This is a genomic window from Streptomyces bicolor (assembly GCF_000719285.1).
Classification (GTDB): domain Bacteria; phylum Actinomycetota; class Actinomycetes; order Streptomycetales; family Streptomycetaceae; genus Streptomyces; species Streptomyces bicolor.
The window spans coordinates 12,658-36,297 of the sequence record NZ_JOFS01000054.1 but is presented as its reverse complement, the minus strand read 5'-3'; the positions used below and the strand labels follow the sequence as shown (position 1 = coordinate 36,297).

Below are 23,640 nucleotides of genomic sequence, written 5' to 3'. Positions count from 1 at the left end.
GTTCCTCCTGTGGCGCCGCATGAAGCTGTGGGAGCTCCGCTCCTACGAGCAGGTCATCAAGCTGGAGCAGGAGCGCCTCATCTATCAGGCCCGCCTGCGTTCCCACTTCGGCCGCGCGTGGCGCCGCAAGGCCCCGGCGGAGTCGCTGATGCCCCTGCGGCTCGCCCGCTACGGCGTGCCCCTGTCCGAGACCGCCCGGGCCGGCTTGGCCGCTGCCGGCAAGGGCACGGCGAACACCTCGCTGACGCCTACCAGTCCTGGCTCGACTCCTTCGGCGCCGAGCCCACCAGCGCACAGTTCGCTGTGTGGCTCCAGGACAAATACGGCATCTCCACCGCGGCCGGAGAGCCTGTGCCGCAGGAGCAGCTCGCGCCCCTGTTGCAGATACTCAAGCAGCGCGACGTGAGTTCAACTGACACCGCAGCCAAGGCCCAGCCCGAGCATGCACAAGACACGCATGAACGATGGAGCAACTACCCCTTGAACGCGGTCAGTTCCTCGTCCAGCTCGCCGCGGATGCGGGAGACCTCGGACTTGGAGATCCCGCTGTCCGCACCGAGGGCTCTGACCAGGTCATCAACGCTGCGGGTGGAGACTCCGTGCACGTATGCCTCCATCACCACGGCGAACAACGCCCGGTCGATCCGCCGCCGGCGTTCCAGCAGCGACGGGAAGAACGACCCGCTCCGCACCTTCGGGATCTTCAGGTCCAGGTCACCGGCCTGCGTGGTCAGCAGCCTCTCCCGATGCCCGTTGCGCCAGGTCGTGCGTGTCGATGGCCTGCCCTTGCTCAGGGAGCATGCACGCTCAACGGATGCACGCCCCGAGCAGACACCCGCGCGTTCCAGGACCCTGTCCGGCTACACCACTTCAACGGACGCCATCGAGGCGCTGGCCCACACCCGGCGGATGTACTCCAGAGCACGCGCCTGCCCGGAGCGCAGCGCGATGTGCCGGGCGTGCCGACCACCCTCGTGGTCGGGGTAGAGCAGCAGCTGGGTCAGCTCGTTTACGGTTCCGCCGGCGCGGGCGACGTGGCAGGCGATGGCCGCGGTGATCCGGTGCCCGTGCTCGGCCGCGCCCTGCCGGTCCGCCCGCAAGATCACGGTCCGGGCGCCGGAGCCGAGCCTGCTGTAACTGCCCGCCGCATAGCGGCCGGTGAGGTCTCCGAGCAGGACAAGGTCAGCCGCGGTCGGAGGCAGCCGGTGAAGCCCCAGTCGCTCGCCCGGGTGAAATGTCCGTCGGGCTGGGTCTGGCAGGTGGGTGTGGTGTGGCACTGTGGGGTCGTCTCGCAAGGACGTGGACGCCACCCAGGCCCGCTAAAACCATGGGTGGTGTCCGGAACCGACCTCCAATCGGTGCCAAGCGAAGCCTCCAGGATGGCCGTCCTGGAGGCCTTCGTATGCCTGGCTCCGCAGCGGAGGCAGGCGTCCCCATCGCGGCTCGACCGAGAACGATTCCGAGCGCCGTCAGAGGAGTCCTGACCCGTTCGACACCGCCCCGACCTCGGCCGACTCGGAGCCAGACAGAGGGCGATTGCCTCTGATTGGCTCCGAGCAGCTCGGGTCGAATCGGGGTCGAATCAGAGCGGTTTCCTCTGACTGCCTCCGATCGCCTCTGCAACCCGTCCCAGCAGGTCGCAGCCGATCCGATCCCGGAAAACCGCAGGTCAGAAAGGTGCCCCAGGAATACCCGGCGTACAGCTCGACTCGTCTGCCATTGTGGCCCTGGCCAGCCTGTTTGCTCTGTCCAGGGCCACACAATGCTTCCTGATGTGGTTGCCCCGTGTACTTGCGGTTTCTCGGGAGGTCCCGCGCGATTGTGCACGCGTTGCGCACGCTGGCCCAGGGCACCAAGGGTGTGACCTCAGTTCGTGAGTGGTGCCGACGACCAGGACGTCACCGGGCTGTAACCGGACATGTGGTGTGAGACCCCGGACACCGTCACCGTTCGCGGCGGCCGGTGGCGAAGATGTCGGTCACGCTCTTGATGCGGTCCTTCGCACCACCAGGCGATGCCTACGTACCATCGTGGCTCCTGCCGGTGTCGGCGCAGAGGTTCAGGACGTGGGGCGAACGGTGGTGGTGTGGCTCGGCGGCCCCGGCTCCGTCCCCGCTCACCAGTGGCCCCGTTTGGGCTGGAAATCTGGCCGGAAGGAGCGCATGTAGGCGGTGTCGTCCCGGCGTCGGATGCCGCACTTCTCGTACTGCTCGTGCATGACGGCGAGTGCGTCACGGTCGAGCTCGACGCCGAGGCCGGGCCCCGGTGGCAGGGGCACGGCGCCGCCGGTGAAGCGGAGCGCTCCCGGTGCGATCACGTCCTGGCCGTCCTGCCAGGGGGTGTGGGTGTCGCAGGAGTGATCCAGGTTGGGGATGGCGGCTGCGAGGTGGGTCATCGCGGCCAGGCTGATGCCCAGGTGGGAGTTGGAGTGCATGGACAGGCCGATGCCGAAGGTGGCGCAGAGGGCGGCCACCTGAGTCGACTTCAGCAGCCCGCCCCAGTAGTGGTGGTCCATGAGCAGTACGCCGATCGCACGGTGCGCGATGGCGGGTGGCAGGTGCTCGTGGGTGACCACGGCCATGTTGGTGGCCAGCGGCATTGGCACCTCGGCGGCGACCTCGGCCATCCCCTCAATGCCGGGCGCCGGGTCCTCGAGGTATTCCAGCACTCCGGCAAGCTGTCGGCCGATGTGGATCGAGGTGGGCGGCGTCCAGGCCGCGTTGGGGTCGATGCGCAGCGGCAGGTCGGGGAAGGCGTCGTACAGGGCGTGTACGGCCTCGGCCTCCTGCTCGGGTGGGAAGACGCCGCCCTTGAGCTTGAGTGAGGTGAAGCCGTACTCCTCGATAAGGAGGCGGGCTTGGGCGACGATGCCGTCAGGGTCGAGTGCGGGCCCGAAGCGGTCGTCGGCCGCGCCGGGGTGGCTGGCCCACTTGTAGAAGAGGTAGGCGCTGTAGGGCACAGCATCGCGCACTGGACCGCCGAGCAGGTCCGCCACCCGCCGGCCGGTGGCCTTGCCGCGGATGTCGAGGCAGGCTACTTCGAAGGGAGAGAAGACGGCGTCGACGGTCTTGCTGTTGCTGCCGCCGCCGGTCAGCCCGTGCTGGTCGGTGACCACGGCGGTGCCGACACTGGCAGCCACCCGGCGGTACAGCGCGTGGTGGGCGTCGGCCTTGACGCCGATGAGCTCGTGCGCGGCGGCGTGCAGCCGTTCCAAGTGGGCGGCGTCGCCGTAGCTCTCGCCGAGCCCGGTGATTCCATCCTCCGTGGTGACCTCGACGATGCTGCGCAGCGCCCACGGCTCGTGCACGCCTGTGGCATTGAGCAGGGGCGGGTCACGGAAGGCGACCGGCGTGATGGTCATCTCGCGGATGCGCATCGCCGTCACCCCTCCACGATGTCCAGGCCGGCGGCGATGAGGCGCTCCAGCCGCGCGAGGTGTTCGGGGCCGGGGTCGACCAGCGGGGGGCGGACCCCGCCGACGTCCAGGCCGCGCAGTCGTACGCCGGCCTTGACCAGCGAGACCGCGTAGCCGGGTACCTCGTTCCGCAATTGGGCGAGGGGGAGGTAGAAGCCGGACAGGAGACGCTGCACGAGGTTGTCTTCGCCGGAGGCGAGCGCCTCGCAGAAGGCCACGGCGACCTCGGGCAGGAAGCAGAAGACCGCCGATGAGTACAGTCCGGCGCCGACGGCGGCGTAGGCGGCGGCCGAGACCTCGGCGGTCGGCAGCCCGTTGAAGAACGCGAACTCCTTGGCCGGACCGCCCTCCTCGCCGCCCAGCGCGGCGCGTACGGCGGGGACGATGCGCTGCATCAGTTCGATGTCGCCAAGCCCGTCTTTGAAGCCCTTGACGGTGGGCAGCTGGGCGAGCTCGGCCGCGCCTTGCGGGGTGAAGCGGACGTTGTCGCGCTGGTAGACCACCAGCGGCAGGCCGGTCGCGGCGGCGACCTCGCGCACGTACGCGATGAGGCCCGTCTCCGGCGCCGTCACCAGATACGGCGGCAGCAGGAGCAGCCCGTCGGCCCCGACGTCCGCGGCGGCTCTGGCGCACGCGACGGCATGCGGTAGCGGGCCGCCTACGCCGGCGAGGACGGGCGCCCGGCCGCCTGCGGCCGCCACGGCCGTGCCGACGACCTGCCGGTGCTCCGCGGCGTCCAGCGCGTGGAACTCGCCGGTGCCGCAGGCGGCGAAGACTGCGTTCGCACCGCGTGCCAGGCCTTGGTCGACGTGGTGGGCGAGCAGCTCGTCGTTCACCGCCCCGCCGCTGTCGAACGGGGTGATGGGGAAGAACAGGATGCCGTCGAGCTGCACGGGATCCCCTTTCATGTATGTGAACAGAAGTCATGAATCTGAACCTACTGGGGAACATAAGCGTACGCCCGACGACCGTCAAGCCCCGGCATCAGATGACGCCGGGGACCGCGGGGTGACTTGCGGATGGTCCGGGACGGCTGACACCCCCAGACCTCTCACCGGACTCCGGCCGGGGGCTGGGGATGTCCGGGTCGCTGGACTTGGACGACTCCTGCGGCCGCCGATCGGGCTACTGCCATGCTGATCTCCGCGACTACGACCTGGGCGGCGGTGAGACGACGGTCCGGCTCGAATCGGTGGTCACCTTGCTGTTCGGCGCGCTGTCTCGGGATCAGCACGGGCACCTTCCTGGCGCTGGATGTACTCGGTCGTGGCGTTTGACCGACGGCTGATCGGTCTAGCGGCCACCTGGCCGGTCCGCAGAGCCGCCCGACACGCTGGCATCGACCCAGGCGCAGTGAACGGAGCGATACCGGGGGTGGGGCGGGAGTTTTTCTACCATCTCACCCCGGTGTGTCCCCGTGGCAAATTACGGCAACTCGTTGGCCGCCATCCCCGAGGCCGCGTAGGTTTCCGCCACTCGACGTATTCCCTAGCACCAACACGAGCCGCGTGGGGGAGAAATGAAACGTCTTGCACTTGCCCTGATCGCCCTAGTCACTGTGGCCGCCACTCTCGTCGTACCCAGCGCTCTGGCGGCGGAGACCACGTACACACCGCCCGAGGCGCGTCAGCGTATTGGCCTCAACATGGGCTGGAAATTCAAGGAGGCTGATGTCACGGGCGCCGAAAAGCCGGCATTCGACGACACCTCGTGGGATTCGGTCAACGTCCCGCATACCTGGAATGCGTCCGACGGCGCCGACGGCAGCGGCTATGACCGGGGCACGGGGTGGTACCGGCGGGATGTCACCGTATCCGAATCCCTCTCCGGGAAGGACCTGATTCTGCAGTTCGCTGGCGTCAAGCAGGTGGCCGAGGTGTGGGTCAATGGCACAAAGCTGGGTCAGCACAACGGTGGCTACTCCCGTTTCCGGTTCGATGCCACCGACGCTCTGAAGGTCGGGGACAACGTCATCGCCGTCAAGGTGAACAACGCCGACAACGCCGACATCGCACCGGTCGAAGACAAGAACTACACCTTCTACGGAGGTATCTACCGCAATGTGAGCCTGTGGGCGGTGGACCCGCTTCACGTGCGGGTGCTCGACTACGCCGGACCGGGTGTCTACCTGCGCCAGAGCAATGTGACCTCCACCAGCGCCCAGGTCGACGTCACCACGAAGCTCTCGAACGGCGACAGCACGTCCCGGTCCGTGCAGGTGCGCACCGTGGTGACCGACGCCGACAATAACGTCGTGGCCGAGAAGAAGACCGCGGCCGCGAGCCTGGCCGCAGGCAGTGGCACCGATACGGTCCAGAGCCTGACGATCGCCAACCCGCACTTGTGGAACGGCGTGTCCGATCCATACATGTACCGCGCCCATGTTGAGATCATCGATGCGGAATCCGGCAAAGTCACGGACGTTGTGACCGAACCGCTGGGTTTGCGCTCGTTCAAGGTGGATCCCGATGAGGGTTTCTCCCTCAACGGAAAGCCCTACCGCCTCAAGGGCGTCAACCTGCACCAGGACCGGGCCGGTGTGGGCTGGGCCGTCACTGACGCACACCACGTCCAGGACCTTGAGATGATCGGCGAGATGGGGGCGAACGCCGTCCGGATGGCGCACTACCAGCACGACCAGAAGAACTACAACCTCGCCGACGAGAAGGGATTCGTCGTCTGGGCAGAGATCCCGAATCTGAATCGCACCCCCGATTCAGCCGGCTACACCGCCAATGCCAAGCAGCAGATGCGGGAACTCATCCGGCAGAACTACAACCATCCATCGATCGTGTTCTGGGGCATCGGTAATGAGCAGGGGAACACTAACATGGGGGGTATCCCGAATGCCGGCGGTGACGCGGTCACCAACAATCTGCTCTCCGATCTCGCCACACTAGTCGCCACTGAGGACGGCGATCGGATTTCCACGTATGCGAGCTGCTGCGTCTCTGACACCGGCAAAATCGCCAGCCACGCGGAGACCGCCGGCTACAACATGTACCACGGGTGGTACCAGAGCGGGAGCGTCGGCTCCTGGGCCGACGACCTTCACAAGGCCGACCCGACCCGCAAGATCGCCTTGTCCGAGTACGGCGCGGGCGCGAACACCAACCAGCACTATCTCAACCCGCCCAAGCCATCTCCGGGCGGCCAATGGCACCCGGAGGAGTACCAGTCGCTCGTGCACGAGGCAGCGTGGAAGGACCTGAAGACACGCTCGTACCTCTGGGGCACCTTCGTGTGGCTCATGTTCGACCACGCCCTCGACTCGTGGAACCAGGGGAGCCAGCCCGGCATCAACGACAAGGGCCTGGTGACCCACGACCGGACGGTCAAGAAGGACGCGTTCTACTGGTACAAGGCCAACTGGGCATCCACACCCACGCTGCACATCACCAGCAAGCGGTGGACCCAACGCACCGCCGCCTCCACTGAAATCAAGGTGTACTCGAACGCCGACAAGGTGACAGCCACCCTCAACGGCACATCGCTCGGCGAGAAGACGAGCACGGACCACATCTTCAAGTGGCCCGTGACCCTCAAGCCAGGTGTCAACACGGTGACCGTTAAGGCCACGATCAACGGCGCGGAGCAAACCGACACCACCACCTGGACCCTCGACAACGGCAGTGCATACTCCAAGACCGAGGCCGAGGATTTCGACGAACAATCCGGCATCAACGTTTACCAAACCACCAGTAGCGAAAACGGCTGGCTCCTCGCGGGCGCCATCAATCCCGGTAACTCGCTGACCTACTACGACGTGGACTTCGGTACCACCCCGCCGAAGACGGTGACGACCAGGATCGCCTCCGGCGCCACCGCCACCGGCACGATCCAATACCGGCTGGGCAGCCCGACCGGAACGATCATCGCCGAGGTCCCGGTCAGCAACACCGGAGGCTGGCAGAGCTGGACCGGCAAATCGACGACCCTGTCAGAACAAGCCACCGGCAAACACAAGCTCTACCTGACCTTCACCGGAACGGGAGGGGACTTCGTCAACATCAACTGGTTCCAATTCCAGCGTTAGACACTCAGGCCCTGGCTTGGACACAGCCGACGTTGCCGCGCCCGGACAGCCGGGCGCGGCAATGCGCGCTCCGGCTCGACCGCGCAGCGCCGACGCAGGATCCGTGCCGGGCGTCCGTCACCGAGAGTCATCAATGAGTGACCTGTAGTGGCGAATCCCCGGCTGAGCATCGCCCGGGGGACCAGTGCCGCCCGTGGCCTTACGCGCACCCTCGGCACCCGCTGCATGAGTAGGTATCCCTACCGCGCGGCCGCACGGTACCTACGGTTTCTTCCACTTTATGGGGGCCCTTACGCGTTGATCCATTAGGGGTCGGCAGCGTTCCCTGGAAACAGACAAGAAGCCAGCCCCGGCGGCAGGAGACCCTGATGGAGCGCAAACGGAGATACACCCCAGAACTCCGAAATGCGCTCACCCGCGTCGCTCGGATTGCCGAATCTTACAGCGGTACATCCAGTGAGTTCAGGCCATGGGTGATCACGGATCCGACGCCTTGGAGAAATGACCTTCTCCAATCCTGAGGACGTGAGTGCCGTGCCATCCATCTGCGGAATCTGGAAGTCCAATGAGGAGAACGAGGTGTCTGATCCTATTCCACGCCAACGGCGCAGCATAATCCGAGATCACCGCACGCACGATTCGAGGGACAGCCGTGAATGCGACACAGGCGCTTGCAAGTAGCCCGCCGCTGCTCGTCCGGTTCGTTCACGGGCCGCGCAGCTACCCGAATCCCCATCGGGGGGTCGACTTCCTCCTGAAAGGCCGCCTGGCGTACTGCCTGCGCCACATCAAGAATATGCTTCCGAGTAAGAGTGAGATCAGTTCTCGAAGATTTGATGGTCTTCCGGATTCTGTGGCAGCAGCGCGCCGCTTCACACGCGACGCATTGGTGAAGTTCCCCATCGAAGGGTCAGAAACCGCAGTGCTGCTGGTCAGTGAACTGGTGACCAATGCGGTCCGCTACGGCCTCGGTTCGATCCTGCTCACGCTGACCGTGCATGGCACTTCGCTCCGATGTGAAGTCACCGACGCGAATCCTGCTGCGCCACGACTCAAAGAGGCGGCCGTCGACGACGAAACGGGACGAGGTATGCAGTTGCTTCATGAGCTGTCCCACCGTTGTGGCGTCCGACCGGCTCGCCATGGGAAGACAGTGTGGTTCGAACTCGAGGCCGCTCACTTGGCTGGGGAGCCGGGCGCGGATCTCCCTGTTCAGCCGTTCCTGGGGGTTGCCGGGCCAGATCTGGCTCCTGATCTCGGGGAAGGAGGAGGGTGATGGCCCAGGGGGAACAGCTCGACCAGTAGAACCGCACCGACCGGCGGGGCTCGAGCACTCGGCCATCTCCCTACGTGGGGCGGCGGGCTTCTCCTGACCCAGCCCGCGGCCCACCTTTGTCAGCCGCGCAGCGGACCCTCACAGTTGTAATCCGCCGTCCCCTCACGTCCGTCAGAGGAGATCTCGACCTCGCCGAAGGAGCAGTTCATGTCGGCCAGGTTGTTGTCGCCCTCCTTCGCCTTGTCGAGGATGGAGCCGTCGACTGCCTCGGACATGTCCTTGAAGACCACGTCGGCGTTGTCGGGGCCGGTGAGCTGAGCGGTGATCTTGCCCGTGCAGATGAACCTCGGGCGCTCCGAAGCGCCGGGCGAGATGCAGTCCGAGTTCAGGCCGGTGGTGCCGGCGAAGGCCGAGCGGACCTCGTCGGCCGACGAGTCCTTCAGCTGGTCGATGGGCGTGTACTTGGTGTTCGGGACGAACAGGTCGTCAACATGCGCGATCTGCTCGTCCAGGAGAGCGTCGTACGCGCGTTGCAGCTCGGCGTCCTTGCTGAGCCGACTCCGTCAGGCGTCGAAGCCGGCTGGGTCGTCGGCCCGCAGACGGCCGTACATCTCCCGTATCAGCGAAGGACGTTCGGTCCACAGGAACTCGAAGAAGGTGCCCGCGTAGTTGTAGAAGCGGAAGCCGTCTCCGTCGTACGTGGCATGCAGCAACTGGTCCACGGTCATGCGCGGGCCGCCGCCCTGCGTGTCGTCGATGATGCCCTGGACCAGTGACTTGCGGACCTTGATGCCATCGTCGCGGGTGCCGCCGTCGAAGAACTCGGCGGTACCCTCGTCCATCGCGGTGGTCCGGTCCCCCTCGTACCACGGTCCTTCGCCGAAGGTGCCGGGCACCGCCCAGCGGCCGTTGAGGTAGTGCGTGTACTCGTGGCGGAACAGTTCCTCGAGCGTGAGCGTGGAGTCCTCGGGGACCCGGCGCTGGTAGGTGTAGAACGTCGCGCCCTCCTCGATGTAGATGCCGCCGTTGTCCGTGCTCAGGCCCGTGAGCATCGGCTGGTAGACCTCGTAGTCGGCGCGGGACGCGTACAGCACGGTGTGGAGCGTGGTGTTGGTGTCGCCGGCCTACGTGTAGGTGTGCGGGAAGATGCGGCGCTCGATGTCCTCCTTGCACACCTTGTGCGGCTTGCAGGCGTCGAACTCGATCAGCCAGGTGACGACCTTCCCCCAGGGCGGGCTGCCGTCCCCGAAGTTGCGCACGGTGGTCTCGAGCAGGTCGCCGAGAGCGTCCATGATCTCGCTCTTCACGGCGTCGATCTGGCCGAACCGCCCGTACTCGCCGTGCGCATCCCTTACCACCCAGGCGTTGTCCGTGTGCTTGAGGTGCGTGTAGTCGGCGAAGGCCTTGAATGCGGCGCGGTAGGAGGCGTCGGCGGCGACGGCGTCGCGGAACGCCGTGTCCTCGTTGCCCGGATAGACGCCCAGGTAGTTGACGGAGAGCGCACCGAGCGCGGCTCAGCCCCAGGAAGCGTCCTTGTTGGTGTCGGGGTGCGAGGCGTCCATCGTCGCCAGCACCCGCTTGATGAGAGGAAGCCTGGTATTGCCGCAGGCCTGACGCGCTGGCCGCGTTGAGTGCCTCCCGCAGGGTTTCCCCGTTGGCACGGGTGGCGTCGAAGGTGCGGGCGGCCGCCGCGAAGGCGTCGACGGCCTGACGCATCGCTGCCAGGGTGGCCGGGTCGGAGATGTCGATCTCGTCGTGCGAGAAGTCCTGGTAGGCGAATCGTTGGTCCCCCATTTCCTCTACGGCCTTCTCCAGCTCGGGCAAGCCGATCGGATCGCGGGCCTGTTGGGTGAGAATCACGCCGAGTCCGACGCGGATCTCGCCGGGCGTGACGGGCGGCAGCTGGGGGTCGGCCAGGATCCGGCGCAGCACAGCGACCGATGCGGTGTAGTCGACGCTGTAGATGGCGGTGCGGCTCAGGGCCAGCGCGGCGCGGGTGCGCAGATCGCCGGGGAGGTGAGGTTCGGCGAGGAGGGTGTGGAGGAGGGCGGCTGCGGTGCCCTGGTCGCCCAGGGCCAGGGCCTGGGCGGCGGCGGCCTCAGCGTGCTCGAGCCACCCTTCCCGGTCGCCCAGTACGCGGCTGTGGTGTGCGATCTGCACGAGCGGAGGGTCGTCCAGACCGCGCAGCGCCTCGATGGCCCGCTGGTGCAGGCGCCGGCGCCGTGGACCGGGGATGTTCTGGTAGACGGCCTGCTGCGCCAGCGCGTGGCGGAAGCCGTACAGCATCGGCCCGGCTTCGCGCAGCACCGCCGCTCCCAGCGCTGCCACCAAGGCTTCCATGCCCTGCTCAGGCTCCAGTCCGGCGACGCGCGTCAGCAGGGGCTCGTCTGAGGGCACGGTCAGCACCGCCGCGGCTTCGATTGCCGTTTGCGGCCCCCGCGGACACGCTCTGCACCCGTGCGGTAACCGCCTCCCTCCGCCCGAGCGGCACCATCACTTCGCCGATACGTGACCATGGGGCCCCGCTCACTAAGGGTGATCAGGTCCTCCTCCACCACCAGTGGGAGTCCTGCGCTGCGTTCGAAGAGGGTGCGGCTCAGCCCGTGGGTGGCGCATGAGCCCAGGACGGCGGCGGTCAGGGTGTGGATGCCGGTTTCGGTCAGCGGATCCAGGTGGATGTCCGCGCCGCTGGTGCCGGGCGGGCGGCGGTAGGCAGCGCCGAGCACCGGGCTGTCCCCTGGCAGGTCTTGGCGTCGGTAGGTGAGCAGCAGGCTCAGTTGTGAGGGCAGGTCGCGGGCCAGCAGGAGGAGCAGTTCGCGGGTGGCTTCGTCCACCCAGTGCAGGTCTTCGATGACCAAGGTGACCGGCCCGCAGGTGTCCAGGGCCGCACGGACCGCGTGCATCAGCTGGTAGCGCTCGGCTCCGGGCTCCTGTGTGTACCTCTCGTGGGCGGGCGGCAGGCGGTGGCGAACTCTGGGAGCAGCGGCGTAAGGGCGCCGGCCTGTGGGGGCATCTCCGCGGCGGGTGGCAGCCAGGGGCCGAGCTGGCGCAGGGCGTCGATGACGGGGCCGTAGGGGAAGGGGTCGCGCAACGGATAGCAGCAGCCGGTCACAGTGCGCCCGCCGCGGGAGGCGAGTTCCGCTGTCACCTCGCGGACCAGGCGGGACTTGCCGACTCCGGCCTCTCCCTCGATCACCACCACGGCGGGTGGATGCTCCAGGGCATTGCGCAGCAGTTGCGCCTCCCGTCGGCGACCCGCGAAGGGGAAGCCTCCGCCGCCCACGGCGGGCGCACAGGAATCGAGACCCACTGCCATCAACGTACCCAGCCGTCCGCAAAGCCACGGGGCACGGGATTGCCGCGTCACCATCCCGCAACCTGGCTCCGGCACCCAGGCTAATTCCAGACCAAACGGTGACAAAGTGCGTGTCGGCTGCGACCGGCTCTCGTGATCAATGCCGCCCCTTCGTCCCTGCCCGCCCGAGGAGTCCGACACCAGCCGGGGTGAGGGGGCGCCCATCCGCCGCGAGCTCCGCCACCCTCCTCCCTCAATCGGGCGCCGGGGCCTCGGTCGGCCGCGCCACTGTCGGCTTCGGCGGATGCGGGGAGATTCTCCGGGAAGTGGCAGGCGACGAAGTGTCCCGGCTTCAGCTCGCGCAGCGGCGGCTCCAGCTGGCGGCAGATCTTCTGAGCCTTCCAGCAGCGGGTGTGGAAGCGGCAGGCGGGCGGCGGGTTCGCCGGCGAGGGGACCTCGCCGGTGAGCACGATCCGCTCACGTTTCACTCGGCGGCGAGGATCCGGAACGGGGATGGCGGACATCAGGGCCACCGTGTAGGGGTGCATAGGGCCTGCGTAGAGGGAGTCGCGGCCGCCGATCTCGACGACCTTGCCCAGGTACATCACTGCCACCTTGTCCGACACGTGCCGGATCACCGACAGGTCGTGGGCGACGATCACATAGGTGAGGCCGAGCTCCTTCTGCAGATCGTCGAGCAGGTTGATCACCTGTGCCTGGATGGACACGTCCAGCGCCGAGACCGGCTCGTCCGCGACGATCATCTTCGGCTGTAGAGCGAGGGCCCTGGCCACGCCGATGCGCTGCCGCTGGCCGCCGGAGAACTCGTGGGGGTAGCGGTTGTAGTGCTCGGGGCTGAGCCCGCACAGTTCGAGCAGTTCCTGAACGGCATCCTTCACGCCGTGCTCAGTCTCTACCTTCTGCAGCCGGAAGGGGGCGCCGACGATGGTGCCGACGGTATGCCGCGGGTTGAGCGAGGAGTACGGGTCCTGGAAGATCGGCTGGATGTCTTTGCGCAGCGGCCGCATCGCTCCGCGGGACAGGTGGGTGATGTCCCGTCCTTCGAACTCAATCCTTCCCCCGGTCGGCTCAAGCAGCCGCACGATCAGCCGTACGGTGGTGGACTTGCCGCAACCGGACTCACCCACAATGCCGAGAGTCTCCCCGGGCAGCACTGTGAAATCGATGCCGTCCACCGCCCGCACCGTCCCCACCTGGCGCCGGAGCAGGCCTTGCGTGATGGGGAAGTGCTTGACCAGCCCGGTGACCTTGAGCAGCGGCTCACGCTCCGTGATCTCCATGCATCCACATCCTTGGTCTGGTCTCAGAGCCGCGGCGCCACGTCATGGGCGAAGATCCGGCGTCGTTCCTCTGGCGGCAGATGGCAGGCCACCTGGTGACCGGGGTCCGATGCGCCGGTGAGCTCGGGCACCTCGGTGAAGGACTTCTCGCCGTTGCGGTCGGCGAACGGGCAGCGGGGGTGGAACGCGCAACCTTGAGGGAGCCTGATCAGACTCGGCGGGTTGCCGGGGATCGAGAGCAGCCGCTCCTGTGGCGCGCGGTCCACCCGCGGCATGGAACCGAGAAGGCCCCAGGTGTAGGGGTGCTCGGGCGCCGTGAACAGCTTCGTGGCCGGGCCCTTCTCCACGCACTTGCCGGCGTACATCACCAGGATGTCGTGAGCGAGCTCGGCCACCACCCCCAGATCGTGGGTGATGAGGATGACCGCGGAGCCGAACTCCTGCTGCAGGTCCCGGATGAGGTCCAGGATCTGTGCCTGGACGGTGACGTCCAGAGCGGTCGTCGGTTCGTCCGCGATGAGCAATGACGGGTCGTTGATCAGCGCCATCGCGATGAGGGCACGCTGGCGCATACCACCGGAGAACTGGTGTGGGTAGTCGTCCACGCGCTGGTCGGCCCGTGGGATGCCGACTCTGTTCAGCATCTCGACCGCCCTATCCCGTGCGGTTCTGCGGTCCGTCTTGGGGTGGTGGGCCTGGTAGGCCTCGGTGATCTGGGCGCCGACCGTGTAGAAGGGGTGCAACGCGGACATCGGGTCCTGGAAGACCATCGCCATCTTCTGTCCGCGCAACTGCCGTATCCGCTCAGGGGCGGCCGAGAGGAGTTCCTCGCCGTCCAGCCAGATCTCGCCGGATATCCGGGCGCGGCGGGAGCGGTGCAGGCCCATGATCCCGAGCGACGTCACGGTCTTTCCTGAGCCTGACTCACCCACGATGCCCAGGGTGCGGCCCTGCTCCAGTTCGAAGGAGACGCCGTCGACGGCCCGGAGGAGACCGTCGTCGGTGTCGAAATGGATGCGCAGCTCGCGTACGTCGAGGAAGCTTGCGGGCTCCGGCCTGCTTCTGGTCTCCGTGCTGTTGACGGAGGCCACCGGCGGTTGCCGCTTGTGGGACTTCCGCCTCATGAGTACCTCACCCGTGGGTCGAGGGCGACATAGAGAACGTCCACGATCAGGTTGGCTACGACGATGAAGAAGCCGCCCAGCGTGGTCACGGCCATGATCTTCGGTAGGTCGTTGTCCGTGATCGCCTGCACGGCGTACTGACCGACCCCGGGCAGTGAGAAGGCCGTCTCGGTGAGGACTGCGCCCCCGAGGAGGAGCCCGAGGTCCAGTCCGAAGATGGTGACGAGGGGAGTGAGCGCGGCGCGCAGGCCGTGCCGGACGACCACACGCCGCTCGGTCAGGCCCTTCGCCCGTGCGGTGCGGATGTAGTCCTCGCCCATGGTCTCCAGCATGCCTGCTCTGGTGAGCCGGGCGTACAGCGCCGAGTAGAGGAAGGCGAGAGTGACCCAGGGCAGCACCAGGTTCTTCGCCCAGAGCACAGGGTCCTCGGTGAGGGGGACATAGCGCAGGTTCTCGAAGATCGGCCACTTGTAGCTGAAGAGCGCGAGCGAGATCAGCGCGGTGAAGAAGATCGGCAGCGAGACGCCGGCCAGCGCGACACCCATCGACAGCCGGTCGAAGAGCGAGCCGCGCTTGAGGGCTGACAGCACACCGATCGCCACGCCGACGACCACCCAGATGACGGCTGCACCCGCGGCGAGCGACAACGTGACCGGGATGCGCTCGGCGATCTCCGGCCATACCGGGAGGTGGGTCTTGAACGAGTAGCCGAAACAGGGAGCCTGGCAGTAGGAGGGGTCCGGACCGTACTGGAAGGTACGGCCGGCGAAGATGCCTTGGACGAACTGCCAGTACTGCTGGTACAGCGGCAGGTCGAAGCCGAGGTTCTTCTCGACCGCCGCCAGCGCCTCCGGGCTGGGGTCTCGGCCGACGTACTGGGCAGCCAGCTGTGTGCTGGTCTCTCCTGCGAGTCGCGGCACGAGGAAGAAGATGGCGAAGGTGATCGCTGTGACGGCGAACAGCAGAAACACCGCCCCCACCACGCGCCGGATGATGTACGCGGTCACGGCTGGACGGCGTGGCCCTCGCCGGGCCGCCATGGGCCCGGCGCGGGAGTCTGGCCCTTCACCTCCTCCGGGGGCTACTCGGTGCCGACGTTCAGGTAGTCGTACATGCCGTACGCCGGGGTCACGAACACGTTGGTGGCGCTGTCCGGGCGGTACAGCAGGTCCTTGCGGTACAACAGGGGCACCAGGGGCGCCTGCTCCATCGCGGCTTTGTCGATGTTGCCCCATGCCTTGGTGCGCGCGGCGTTGTCGATGTTGCTGATGGCCGCAGTCAGCATCCGGTTGATGCGCGGGTCGTTGAGTTCGGACAGGTTCGAATTGCCCGATGCCTTGATGCTCTTGCCGTTGATGACCTGGTCGAGGAAGCCGTAGCCGGTCGGCCAGTCGGCGGTCCAGACCATCATCATCAGACCGAGGCCGTGCGAGTGGACGAAGTCGGGGGCGCCGGCATTGCTGGTGAAGTATTTGCCGGAGGGGTACTGCTGGATGCTGATGTTGACCCCGACCTTCTTCAGTGACGCCTGTTCGGCCTGCGCGATCGCGACCTCGTTGGGGTCATCGGATCGGGCTGCGATGTTGGTCGAGAAGCCGTTCGGCCGACCGCATTGTTCGAGCTGTTCCTCTGCGGCTGCGAGGCCTTCAGGCGAGTTTGCGCCCCTGTCTCCTGGGGTCGGGTAGAGGTTGTACTTCGTGTAGCCGTCGACGTACGGCGGCAGAATGGTCGAGGCGATGTCACCGTGGACGGGGCCTCCGGTCGCGGTCTGTACGGAAACCTTGTTGATGGCGTACTGCACCGCTCGCCGGCAGTGGATGGGGTTGAACGGCGGCACGGCGGTGGAGATGGCCGCATAGCTGAGGGCGCCGCTCTGTGAGTTGTCGACGTGGGCCTTCCGGTCCTGGTTGCCCAGGACGGACGCCTGGCTGGCCGCTGTGATGCCCGCACCCGCGAGGTCCAGGGTTGCGTTCCCGGCGATGAGATTTTTGTCGATCGTGGTCTGGGCGACGTTGAACTGCACTACGATCTTGTCCGGAAGCTGTTTGCGGATCGGGTCGGAGGCCGCCTTCCACTGAGGGTTCTTTACCAGCGTGGCCCCCTTGCCGTCCTGGTAGCTCTCGAACTTGTATGAACCGGAAGAGATCACGTTCTTCACGTACTCCGCCCCGGTGTCCTTGGCCTTCGGAACCGGTGCCGTTTGCGGGCTGCTGACCAGGTAGTCGAAGTCTGCGAATTTCTGGTTGAGGCGGAAGATGATGGTGGTGTCATCTGGTGTCTCGATGGACTTCAGGTCACCGGTCCTGTCCTTGTAGGGCCCCTGGTATCGCTGCGACCGCGTCACACTGAACTCCCCTCACTCGAGACCGGACGGGTACTCGCCATCAGTGGCTCCGCGGATCCAGGGCGTCCCGGAGGCCGTCGCCGAGCATATTGAACGCCAGGACGGTGATGAAGATCGCCGCCCCCGGAACGATCATGAACATCGGGTCGACCTGATAGAAGGTGATGGCCTGGTTGAGCATGCCGCCCCAGGAGGCCTGTGGTGGCTGGACGCCTACCCCGAGGAAGCTCAGACCAGCCTCGAACAGGATGTTGGTCGGGATGAGCAGGGTCGAGTAGACAATGATCGGCGCGACCAGATTCGGCAGCAGTTCCTTGAAGAGGATGTAAGGACCCCGGGCGCCGAGGCTGCGGGCCGCATCGATGAACTCCCGCTCGCGTAGTGAAAGCGTCTGGCCACGGACGATCCGGCCGATATAGGGCCAGCTGAAGAAGCCGATCACGAAGATCAGGACACCGATGTGCGGGGTGAGCCCGTGCAGTCCGAACGCCCCGCCTTGCAACGAGGCGGACAGGGCGATCGCGAAGAGCAGGAGTGGGAAGGCCAGGAAGACGTCCATCAGGCGACTGATCACCGAGTCGATCCAGCCTCCGTAGTAACCGGCGATCACACCCAGCACGGTGCCGATGACGACGGACAGCACAGTCGCGCCGAAGGCGACGGCCAACGAGACCCAGGACCCCTCGATGATCCGGGCGAGCACGTCCCGCCCGAGCTGGGGCTCGACCCCGAGCGGATGCTCCCAGCTGATCCCGCCGAATGCCCCCTTGGGCTTGAGCAGGACCGGGTCAACCAGGTCCTGGTGGAATGCGTTGGGATCGAGCCCGAAGACGGATTGGATCACCCTGGCGAAGGCGGCTACTAGTGTGAGGCAGACGACGACGATCCCGCTGGCGACGGCAACCTTGTCGCGTTTGAACCGCATCCAGGCGATCTGTCGCAGGGAGCGGCCCTGGATCCGCGTACCCATCCCGGACAGCATCGCCTCGGGTTGAGCCTCGGCGGCCGAACCCGTTACCTGGACGGGAGCCGTCATGGCGCACACCCCCTTCCCAGCGGTGGATCCGACGGATCCGGACGCCAGTATTGGGCGAAGCGTTATTCGTAATTTTAGCCTCGTCGGAGACGTCCGTCATATCCAGTACGCAAACCATCCGACGACCGAGGTCGGCGGGCCTGACATCCACAGCGAGACTCTTGTGTAATGTCAGCTTGGTTGAACGGGAATCAATCGCCGGAACCGGAATGCTCAGATGAATCCATTGCGGAGGGCGTAGGCGACGGAGTGGGGTCGATTTCGAAGGTGGAAGCGGCTTTGGCGTCGAGACGCACCTGCTTAATTGTGCGCTGAGAATAGGCAAGTCGGGCGGCGACCTCCGGTATATCCAGGTTCACGCAGCCCGAAGCCCCAGGCGTATCTCCGCATTGCGCGTTGATGAGTCTCCATTTCCCCGACGTCGAATGGATAGCGGCGAGGTATTCCGCAGTCCGGAGGGTGTCAGGCACGCGGCCCGTTCATCGCGGGTGTTCGGTGAGTGCGTGGTGGGCGGCGTTGCGGTTGGTGATGCCGAGTCTTTTCAGGACGCGGGCGACGTGGTGTTCGGCGGTGCGGGGGGAGAGGTAGAGGGCTCGGGCGATGTCTTTGTTGGTGGCGCCGGTGGCGAGGAGTTGGGCGACTTGTTGTTCGCGGGGGGAGAGTTGTTGGCCGTAGACGCGGCGTCCGCGGGGGGTGGGGTGGGGGAGTCCGAGGTCGCGGAGGGTGTGGTGGCAGCGGGCGGCGTCGTGGGTGGCGCCGAGGTGGGTGTAGGTGTCGGCGGTGTGGGTGAGTTCTTGGGCGGCTTGGTTGGGGTTGGTGGGGATGAGGGTGCGGGCGGCGTGTTCGGCGGCTTGGGTGGTGGGGTAGGGGCGGCCGATGGCTTGGAAGGCGGCGCGGGCGTGGTGGAAGTGTTCGCGGGCTGTGGTGGGGTCGGTGGCGGTGGTTAGTAGTGCGTGGCAGAGGTGGAGGTGGGTGGTGGCGGCGGGTGTGTCGCGGCTTTCGGTGCTGTGCTGGAGTTCGGTGGTGAGTTGGGTGGCTTGCTCGGGCCGGTTGGTGGCCAGTGCGGCTTCCACGGCGACGGGGATCACGGCTGGGGCTCGGTACCAGGTGCTGTTTCCGCGGAGGATGTCGATGGCTGGGGTGGTGGCTGCCCAGGCTGCCTGGGGGTTGCCCTGGGCCAGCTCAACCCGACCCATACCCGCCGCCGCTTTGCACACGCATGGGCCGTAGTCGCTCGCTCTCTGTACGGCCGTATACATGTCCCGGGCCTGATTCCACTGCCCGCGGGCTTCGGCGAGTCCCGCCAGGACCAGCGATCGCTCGGTCTCGAGGAAGCTGTAGTCGGGATACTCCGCGGCCAGGGACACATAGGTTGCCTCCAGGTTTTCCCAGTCGCCGGCGTGCCAGGCGAGTTCCTGTCGCATGATGCGGCACCAGCTGTCCAGCCCGGGCTCGCCCGCGCGGCGGGCGATGTCCCGGCATTCGTCGAGCAGGGGGCCCACCCGCTGGCAGAGCACTACGAAGCGATGCTGCGACGCTCCGCGTCGCAATGCTCAGGATCGGATTCCCTCCCCGCCTGAACACGGGGATTCCCTCCGAAGAAGAGGGATGGACGCTCAAGTCCTCATCGTCTAGCCGGTCTACAGCCTTGTTCATGGGATGAGGCGCATGCGGCGGGTCCGGCGGACACCGTTCGTCCGACCCGCTGCGTGATCGCGTTCCGCACGGTGTCAGGCCTCTCCCGACCTGCCGTTGCTTGCGCTCCGCGCCGCCTTACAGCGGAGGCCGGTGGCACTCGTGCTCCTCCGGAGTCGGTAAGGCTCGCTTACGGCTCCGGGGGGCGGTGGTGGCGCGCACCACAAGGCGCGTGGGGACGATGAGCGGTGGTCGTTGGCCGAAGTCGGCACCGGCGATGCATCGCACGAGAGTGCGCACGGCGATGGCGCCCATGTCGTGCAACGGAGCGACGACGGTCGTCAATCCAGGGGTGAGGAGACGCGAGAGCTGGATGTTGTCGAACCCGACCACGCTGATGTCGTGGGGAACCCGCACCCGCTTGCGCGCGAGGCCGCTGATGACTCCGATTGCGAGCAGGTCGTTGTAGGCGACGACTGCCGAAGCGGGCAAGGTGGCCACCACATCGGCGGCCTCGATACCGCCATCCACCGTCGGCCGGAAGGGCCCGACGCGGCGCACCTTGAGGCACAGCTCCTGGGCCGCCTCGACAAGCGCCCGCCAGCGAATGCCGTCGGCCCAGGATTCCTCCGGTCCGGCGACATAGATGAGCGCGTCATGTCCTAGAGCCCTGAGATGCTCGATCGCGCTCCGGGCTCCCTGCCCGTTGTCGATCACCACGCTGGGCAAGCCGGCCACGGAACGGTTGAGCATGACCATCGGTTTCTGCTTGGCCGTCATCCGCAGTGCGGAGTCCGACACCCGCGAGCCGGAGACGACGATGCCGTCGACCGCTGGCACGACGCGCTCCAGGGCTTCCCGCTCGCGTCGTCCCGACTCCCGGGTATCCGACAGGACGACGGTGTACCCGGCGCTGTCCGCTGCCTCCTCGGCACCCCGGATGATCGGGGAGTAGCAGGGGTTGGCGATGTCCGCTACGACGACGGCGATCATCCTGCTGCGCTGAGGCAACGGTGGGCGAGTCGGCGGGTTGGCGCGGTATCCGAGGCGCTCGGCCGCCGCGAGGATGCGTTGGGCCGTCTGGGAGTTGACCCGACCAGGACGCGAGAAGGCCCGGGACACGGTGGACGGCGCGACGCCGGCCTCCGCCGCGACGTCGTAGATGGTGGGCTGCCGCCCCGGCGACGCTATTCCTTCTGGTTCCGGCAGGTCATGCATGGCGCAGCCCGGCTGGGGTCCGGACGTGGTGGCCCGTGCCGTCGACCGCCGTCCCGCCCCAACGGCGCCCGGGGCTCTGGATCATGTCGCTTGGACAGAACATCTCGAACCTCCCTTCGCGGCTGGCTCGGCAGCCTCAACCCCTTCGGCGAACGGGGCTCCGGTACGCTCGGCGGGTGGAGACCTGCCAGCTGGCGGTGTTCTCCGCAGACGCCGGCGACTGCGGGCACGCGCTGATTAACCGGGAGCTGTATCTACCTGAGTCTTGGTGCGACCGGCTGGCGCGACGTTGCCGCGCCCGGCTGGGCGGGGGCGGCAACATCGGCTGTTTCGAAGCCAGCGCTTAAGTGGCTAGCTCTGGAATTGGAACCAGTTGATGTTGACAAAGTCTCCTCCGGTTCCGGTGCAGGTCAGGTAGAGCTTGTGTTTGCCGGTGGCTTGTTCTGACAGGGTGGCCGACTTGGTGGTCCAGGTCTGCCAGCCTCCGGTGTTGCTGACTGGGACGCTGGCGATGATCGTTCCGGTCGGGCTGTCCAGCCGGTACTGGATCGTGCCGGTGGCGGTGGCGCCGGAGGCGATCCTGGTCGTCACCGTCGACGGCGAGGTGGCACCGAAGTCCACGTTGTAGTAGGCCAGCGAGTCACCGGGGCTGATCGAGCCCGCGTAGAGCCCGCTGCCAGTATCGGTGGCGTTGTAAAGCTTGGTGCCGGACTGTTCGTCGAAGTCCTCGGCCTGGATCTTGGAGGATGCGCTGCGGTCGTCGAGAGTCCAGGTGACGGTGTCGGTCTGGGTCGTGCCGTCGATCGTGGCCTTGACGGTAACGATGTTGTCACCTGGCTGGAGCGTCACGGGCCACTTGAAGATGCGGTCGGCGCTGCTGCTGGGGTCGCCCAGCGAATCTCCGTTGAGGGTGGCCGTGACGGTGGAGGCGTTCGAGTACACCTTGATCTCGGTGGAGGCGACGGTGCGGTGGGTCCAGCGTCGGCTCGTGATGTAGAGGGTCGGCGTGGATGCCCAGTTCGCCTTGAACCAGTAGAACGCGTCCTTGCGGGTCGCACGGTCACGGGTGACGAGCCCCTTGTCGTTGATTCCGGGCTGGTCTCCCTCGTTTCGGCCGTCGGAAGCGAAGTCGAACATGCTCCAGACGAAGCTGCCCCATATGTACGGTCGGTCGGTGAGTTGCTTCCAGGCCGCTTCGTGGAACAACGACTGGTACTCCTCCGGGTGCCATTGGCCGCCCGGGGTCGGCTTGGGCGGGTTGAGGTAGTGCTGGGTGGTGTTGGCGCCGACTCCGTATTCCGATACGGCGACCTTGCGGGGCGCATTGATGTCCGTGTGCAGTTTGTCGGCCCAGTCGCCGAGGTCGCTGTCCTTGGAACCGTAGTACCAGCCGTAGTACTTGTTGAACCCGCATGTCTGCGTGTGCAGCCCGACACGTGCCGCGTCGCCGAGATGTGAGGCGTACGTGGAGATCCGGTCCGGGTCCTCGGATGTGACAACTGCCGCCAGAGCGTCGAGCAGGTTGTTCGTCGCGTCGTCGTCGCTTCCCTGCTCGTTGCCGATGCCCCAGAAGGCGATCGAAGGATGGTTGTAGTTCTGCCGGATCAGCTCGCGCAGCTGGTCCTTAGTGCTGTCGGTGAAGGCGGCCGAATTGGTGACCTTGTCGATCAGCGGGATCTCCGCCCACACGACCAGGCCGCGTTCGTCGGCGAGGTTGTAGTCCTTCTGGTCGTGCTGGTAGTGCGCCATTCGTATGGCGTTGGCCCCAATCTCCTTGATGAGGTCGAAGTCCTCTGTATGGTCAGCGTCGTTGACCGCCCATGCCTTGACGGCTCGGTCCTGGTGCAGGTTGACGCCGTGCAGGCTCAGTTGTTTGCCGTTGAGGTAGAAGCCGTTGTCGGGGTCCACGGCGATGCTGCGCAGTCCGAGCCGTTCGGTCACCACGTCTGTGACCGTGTCCGTGTCTCCGCTTGGGTTGTGGACCACGTCGTGGATCTCGACGTTCGCGTTGTAGAGGTACGGATCTGCCAGGCCGTTCCATAGGCTCGGATTGGTGATGGTGATGGTCTGCGTGACCTGTGAGCCGCTGGCGGCAGTGATTTTCTTCTCGGTGCTCTTCTCGTCTTTGACGATGGTCCCGTCGGCTTTGGTGATGACGGTGCGGACGTAGACATTTCTGTCGGTGCTGTTGTTGTTCCACAGCTTTGTCGTCACTGTGACGGTCGCCGATGCGGCGGTCACGTTACTCTGCTTCAGATAGACGCCGGGCCCGGCGTAGTCGAGCATCCGCACCGCGAGTTTGTCGACAGCCCAGAGGCTGACGTTGCGGTAGATGCCGCCGTCGAAGGTGTAGTCCGCGCTCAGCGGCGCGACGTCGGGATCCTTGGCGTTGGACACCTTGACGGCAATCACATTTTCCTGGCCTGGGTTAAGCGTTCCGGTGGCGTCGAACCGGAACCGGGAATATCCACCCTTGTGCTGGCCGAGATGGGTGCCGTTGACCCAGACGTCGGCTACCTGATTCACGCCGGCGAACTGCAGGAACAGCATCTTTCCGTCCAGACTGGAGGGCGGCGTGTACTTCCGCCGGTACCAGCCGACACCACGGTAGTAATTGTTGCCACCATCCGCGCCGTCGTCGGCGTTCCACGTGTGGGGGATGTTGATCGATGTCCACTCAGAGTCGTTGAAGCCCTTAGCTTCCGCACCGCTGACGTCGCTCTTGGTGAACTTCCAACCACCGTTGAGACCTATCCACGTACGCAGGTTCGGCGCCCTGTAGGTCGAAACGGCAGCTGATACCTGGGCCAGGGAGCTACCCACGACTGACGCCAGCACCCCTCCTGCCAATCCGCCCAGCACCACCCTGCGACTAGGGCAATTCGTCATCGCATGTCTCTTATCTACAGAAACCGATATATATCCGACGGGGAGGACGCCAGAACGCTGGGACAGTCCCG

Annotated in this window: 19 protein-coding genes and 3 pseudogenes; 5 read left to right on the top strand and 17 right to left on the bottom strand. The window is 66.3% G+C overall.

Annotated elements, in window-relative coordinates:
- A pseudogene (locus IF78_RS51045) lies at positions 1-376 on the top strand (DUF2637 domain-containing protein); the annotation flags it as partial.
- A 103-nt stretch (positions 377-479) separates the two neighbouring features.
- On the opposite strand, the pseudogene IF78_RS0140180 reads toward IF78_RS51045, so the two are convergent.
- From IF78_RS0140180 to IF78_RS0140165, 4 genes and pseudogenes are all read right to left on the bottom strand, one after another.
- Positions 480-782: pseudogene (locus IF78_RS0140180) on the bottom strand (transposase); the annotation flags it as partial.
- Positions 783-860: 78 nt separating this feature from the next.
- Complete coding sequence (locus IF78_RS0140175) at positions 861-1,106, bottom strand: hypothetical protein (RefSeq protein WP_031487519.1); 246 nt, start codon at positions 1,104-1,106, stop codon at positions 861-863.
- A 1,010-nt stretch (positions 1,107-2,116) separates the two neighbouring features.
- The gene (locus IF78_RS0140170) at positions 2,117-3,376 is read right to left on the bottom strand and encodes a glucarate dehydratase family protein (protein ID WP_031487518.1); all 1,260 of its coding nucleotides are present in this window, start codon (positions 3,374-3,376) and stop codon (positions 2,117-2,119) included.
- Positions 3,377-3,381: 5 nt separating this feature from the next.
- A complete protein-coding gene (locus IF78_RS0140165) occupies positions 3,382-4,308 on the bottom strand; it encodes a 5-dehydro-4-deoxyglucarate dehydratase (RefSeq protein WP_031487517.1) in 927 nt (308 codons plus the stop codon).
- 665 nt (positions 4,309-4,973) lie between these two features.
- Between IF78_RS0140165 and IF78_RS0140160 the strand changes: the two genes are divergently transcribed.
- Both IF78_RS0140160 and IF78_RS47100 read left to right on the top strand, forming a co-directional pair.
- Positions 4,974-7,451 (top strand): carbohydrate-binding protein, encoded by a 2,478-nt coding sequence (locus tag IF78_RS0140160; RefSeq protein WP_063762239.1) that lies wholly within the window; start codon positions 4,974-4,976, stop codon positions 7,449-7,451.
- 652 nt (positions 7,452-8,103) lie between these two features.
- On the top strand, positions 8,104-8,727 hold the full coding sequence (locus IF78_RS47100; protein ID WP_078662779.1) for an ATP-binding protein: 624 nt from the start codon (positions 8,104-8,106) through the stop codon (positions 8,725-8,727).
- A gap of 119 nt (positions 8,728-8,846) precedes the next feature.
- On the opposite strand, the gene IF78_RS51040 is transcribed toward IF78_RS47100, so the two are convergent.
- The 3 genes from IF78_RS51040 to IF78_RS51030 form a co-directional block, all read right to left on the bottom strand.
- Positions 8,847-9,002, bottom strand: a complete 156-nt coding sequence (locus IF78_RS51040; protein ID WP_425314644.1) for a hypothetical protein — start codon at positions 9,000-9,002, stop codon at positions 8,847-8,849.
- A gap of 288 nt (positions 9,003-9,290) precedes the next feature.
- Positions 9,291-9,821: a collagenase gene (locus IF78_RS51035; protein ID WP_051828600.1), complete on the bottom strand. Its 531-nt coding sequence runs from the start codon at positions 9,819-9,821 to the stop codon at positions 9,291-9,293.
- Positions 9,822-9,851: 30 nt separating this feature from the next.
- Positions 9,852-10,085 carry a hypothetical protein gene (locus IF78_RS51030; protein WP_051828598.1) on the bottom strand — a complete coding sequence of 78 codons (234 nt, stop codon included), beginning with the start codon at positions 10,083-10,085 and terminating at the stop codon, positions 9,852-9,854.
- A 487-nt stretch (positions 10,086-10,572) separates the two neighbouring features.
- Here IF78_RS51030 and IF78_RS50110 point away from each other — a divergent pair, with 487 nt between their 5' ends.
- Positions 10,573-11,118: a hypothetical protein gene (locus IF78_RS50110; protein WP_234439973.1), complete on the top strand. Its 546-nt coding sequence runs from the start codon at positions 10,573-10,575 to the stop codon at positions 11,116-11,118.
- Positions 11,119-11,126: 8 nt separating this feature from the next.
- Here IF78_RS50110 and IF78_RS45270 read toward each other — a convergent pair whose 3' ends face one another.
- The 9 genes from IF78_RS45270 to IF78_RS0140110 all read right to left on the bottom strand — a co-directional run bounded on the left by IF78_RS45270 (position 11,127) and on the right by IF78_RS0140110 (position 20,680).
- The gene (locus IF78_RS45270; protein ID WP_051828594.1) at positions 11,127-11,630 is read right to left on the bottom strand and encodes a hypothetical protein; all 504 of its coding nucleotides are present in this window, start codon (positions 11,628-11,630) and stop codon (positions 11,127-11,129) included.
- Positions 11,630-12,037, bottom strand: a complete 408-nt coding sequence (locus IF78_RS47090; RefSeq protein ID WP_158751654.1) for an AAA family ATPase — start codon at positions 12,035-12,037, stop codon at positions 11,630-11,632. Before IF78_RS47090 ends, IF78_RS45270 begins: the two co-directional genes overlap by 1 nt.
- Positions 12,038-12,123: 86 nt before the next feature.
- A complete protein-coding gene (locus IF78_RS0140140; RefSeq protein WP_078662778.1) occupies positions 12,124-13,323 on the bottom strand; it encodes an ABC transporter ATP-binding protein in 1,200 nt (399 codons plus the stop codon).
- Positions 13,324-13,346: 23 nt separating this feature from the next.
- The gene (locus tag IF78_RS0140135) at positions 13,347-14,447 is read right to left on the bottom strand and encodes an ABC transporter ATP-binding protein (protein ID WP_078662777.1); all 1,101 of its coding nucleotides are present in this window, start codon (positions 14,445-14,447) and stop codon (positions 13,347-13,349) included.
- On the bottom strand, positions 14,444-15,454 hold the full coding sequence (locus IF78_RS0140130; RefSeq protein WP_031487512.1) for an ABC transporter permease: 1,011 nt from the start codon (positions 15,452-15,454) through the stop codon (positions 14,444-14,446). The genes IF78_RS0140135 and IF78_RS0140130 overlap by 4 nt, the downstream gene beginning before the upstream one ends.
- A gap of 74 nt (positions 15,455-15,528) precedes the next feature.
- On the bottom strand, positions 15,529-16,791 hold the full coding sequence (locus IF78_RS0140125) for an ABC transporter substrate-binding protein (protein ID WP_051828590.1): 1,263 nt from the start codon (positions 16,789-16,791) through the stop codon (positions 15,529-15,531).
- A 40-nt stretch (positions 16,792-16,831) separates the two neighbouring features.
- Positions 16,832-17,827 (bottom strand): ABC transporter permease, encoded by a 996-nt coding sequence (locus tag IF78_RS0140120; protein WP_031487509.1) that lies wholly within the window; start codon positions 17,825-17,827, stop codon positions 16,832-16,834.
- Positions 17,828-18,306: 479 nt separating this feature from the next.
- Positions 18,307-19,344, bottom strand: a complete 1,038-nt coding sequence (locus tag IF78_RS50555) for a response regulator transcription factor (protein WP_031487508.1) — start codon at positions 19,342-19,344, stop codon at positions 18,307-18,309.
- Between the two features lie 256 nt (positions 19,345-19,600).
- Positions 19,601-20,680 carry a LacI family DNA-binding transcriptional regulator gene (locus tag IF78_RS0140110; RefSeq protein ID WP_051828589.1) on the bottom strand — a complete coding sequence of 360 codons (1,080 nt, stop codon included), beginning with the start codon at positions 20,678-20,680 and terminating at the stop codon, positions 19,601-19,603.
- Between the two features lie 167 nt (positions 20,681-20,847).
- Here IF78_RS0140110 and IF78_RS51025 point away from each other — a divergent pair.
- A pseudogene (locus tag IF78_RS51025) lies at positions 20,848-20,979 on the top strand (IS701 family transposase); the annotation flags it as partial.
- 52 nt (positions 20,980-21,031) lie between these two features.
- Here IF78_RS51025 and IF78_RS0140105 read toward each other — a convergent pair.
- On the bottom strand, positions 21,032-23,503 hold the full coding sequence (locus tag IF78_RS0140105; RefSeq protein WP_234439972.1) for a carbohydrate-binding protein: 2,472 nt from the start codon (positions 23,501-23,503) through the stop codon (positions 21,032-21,034).
- Between the last annotated feature and the right edge of the window lie 137 nt (positions 23,504-23,640).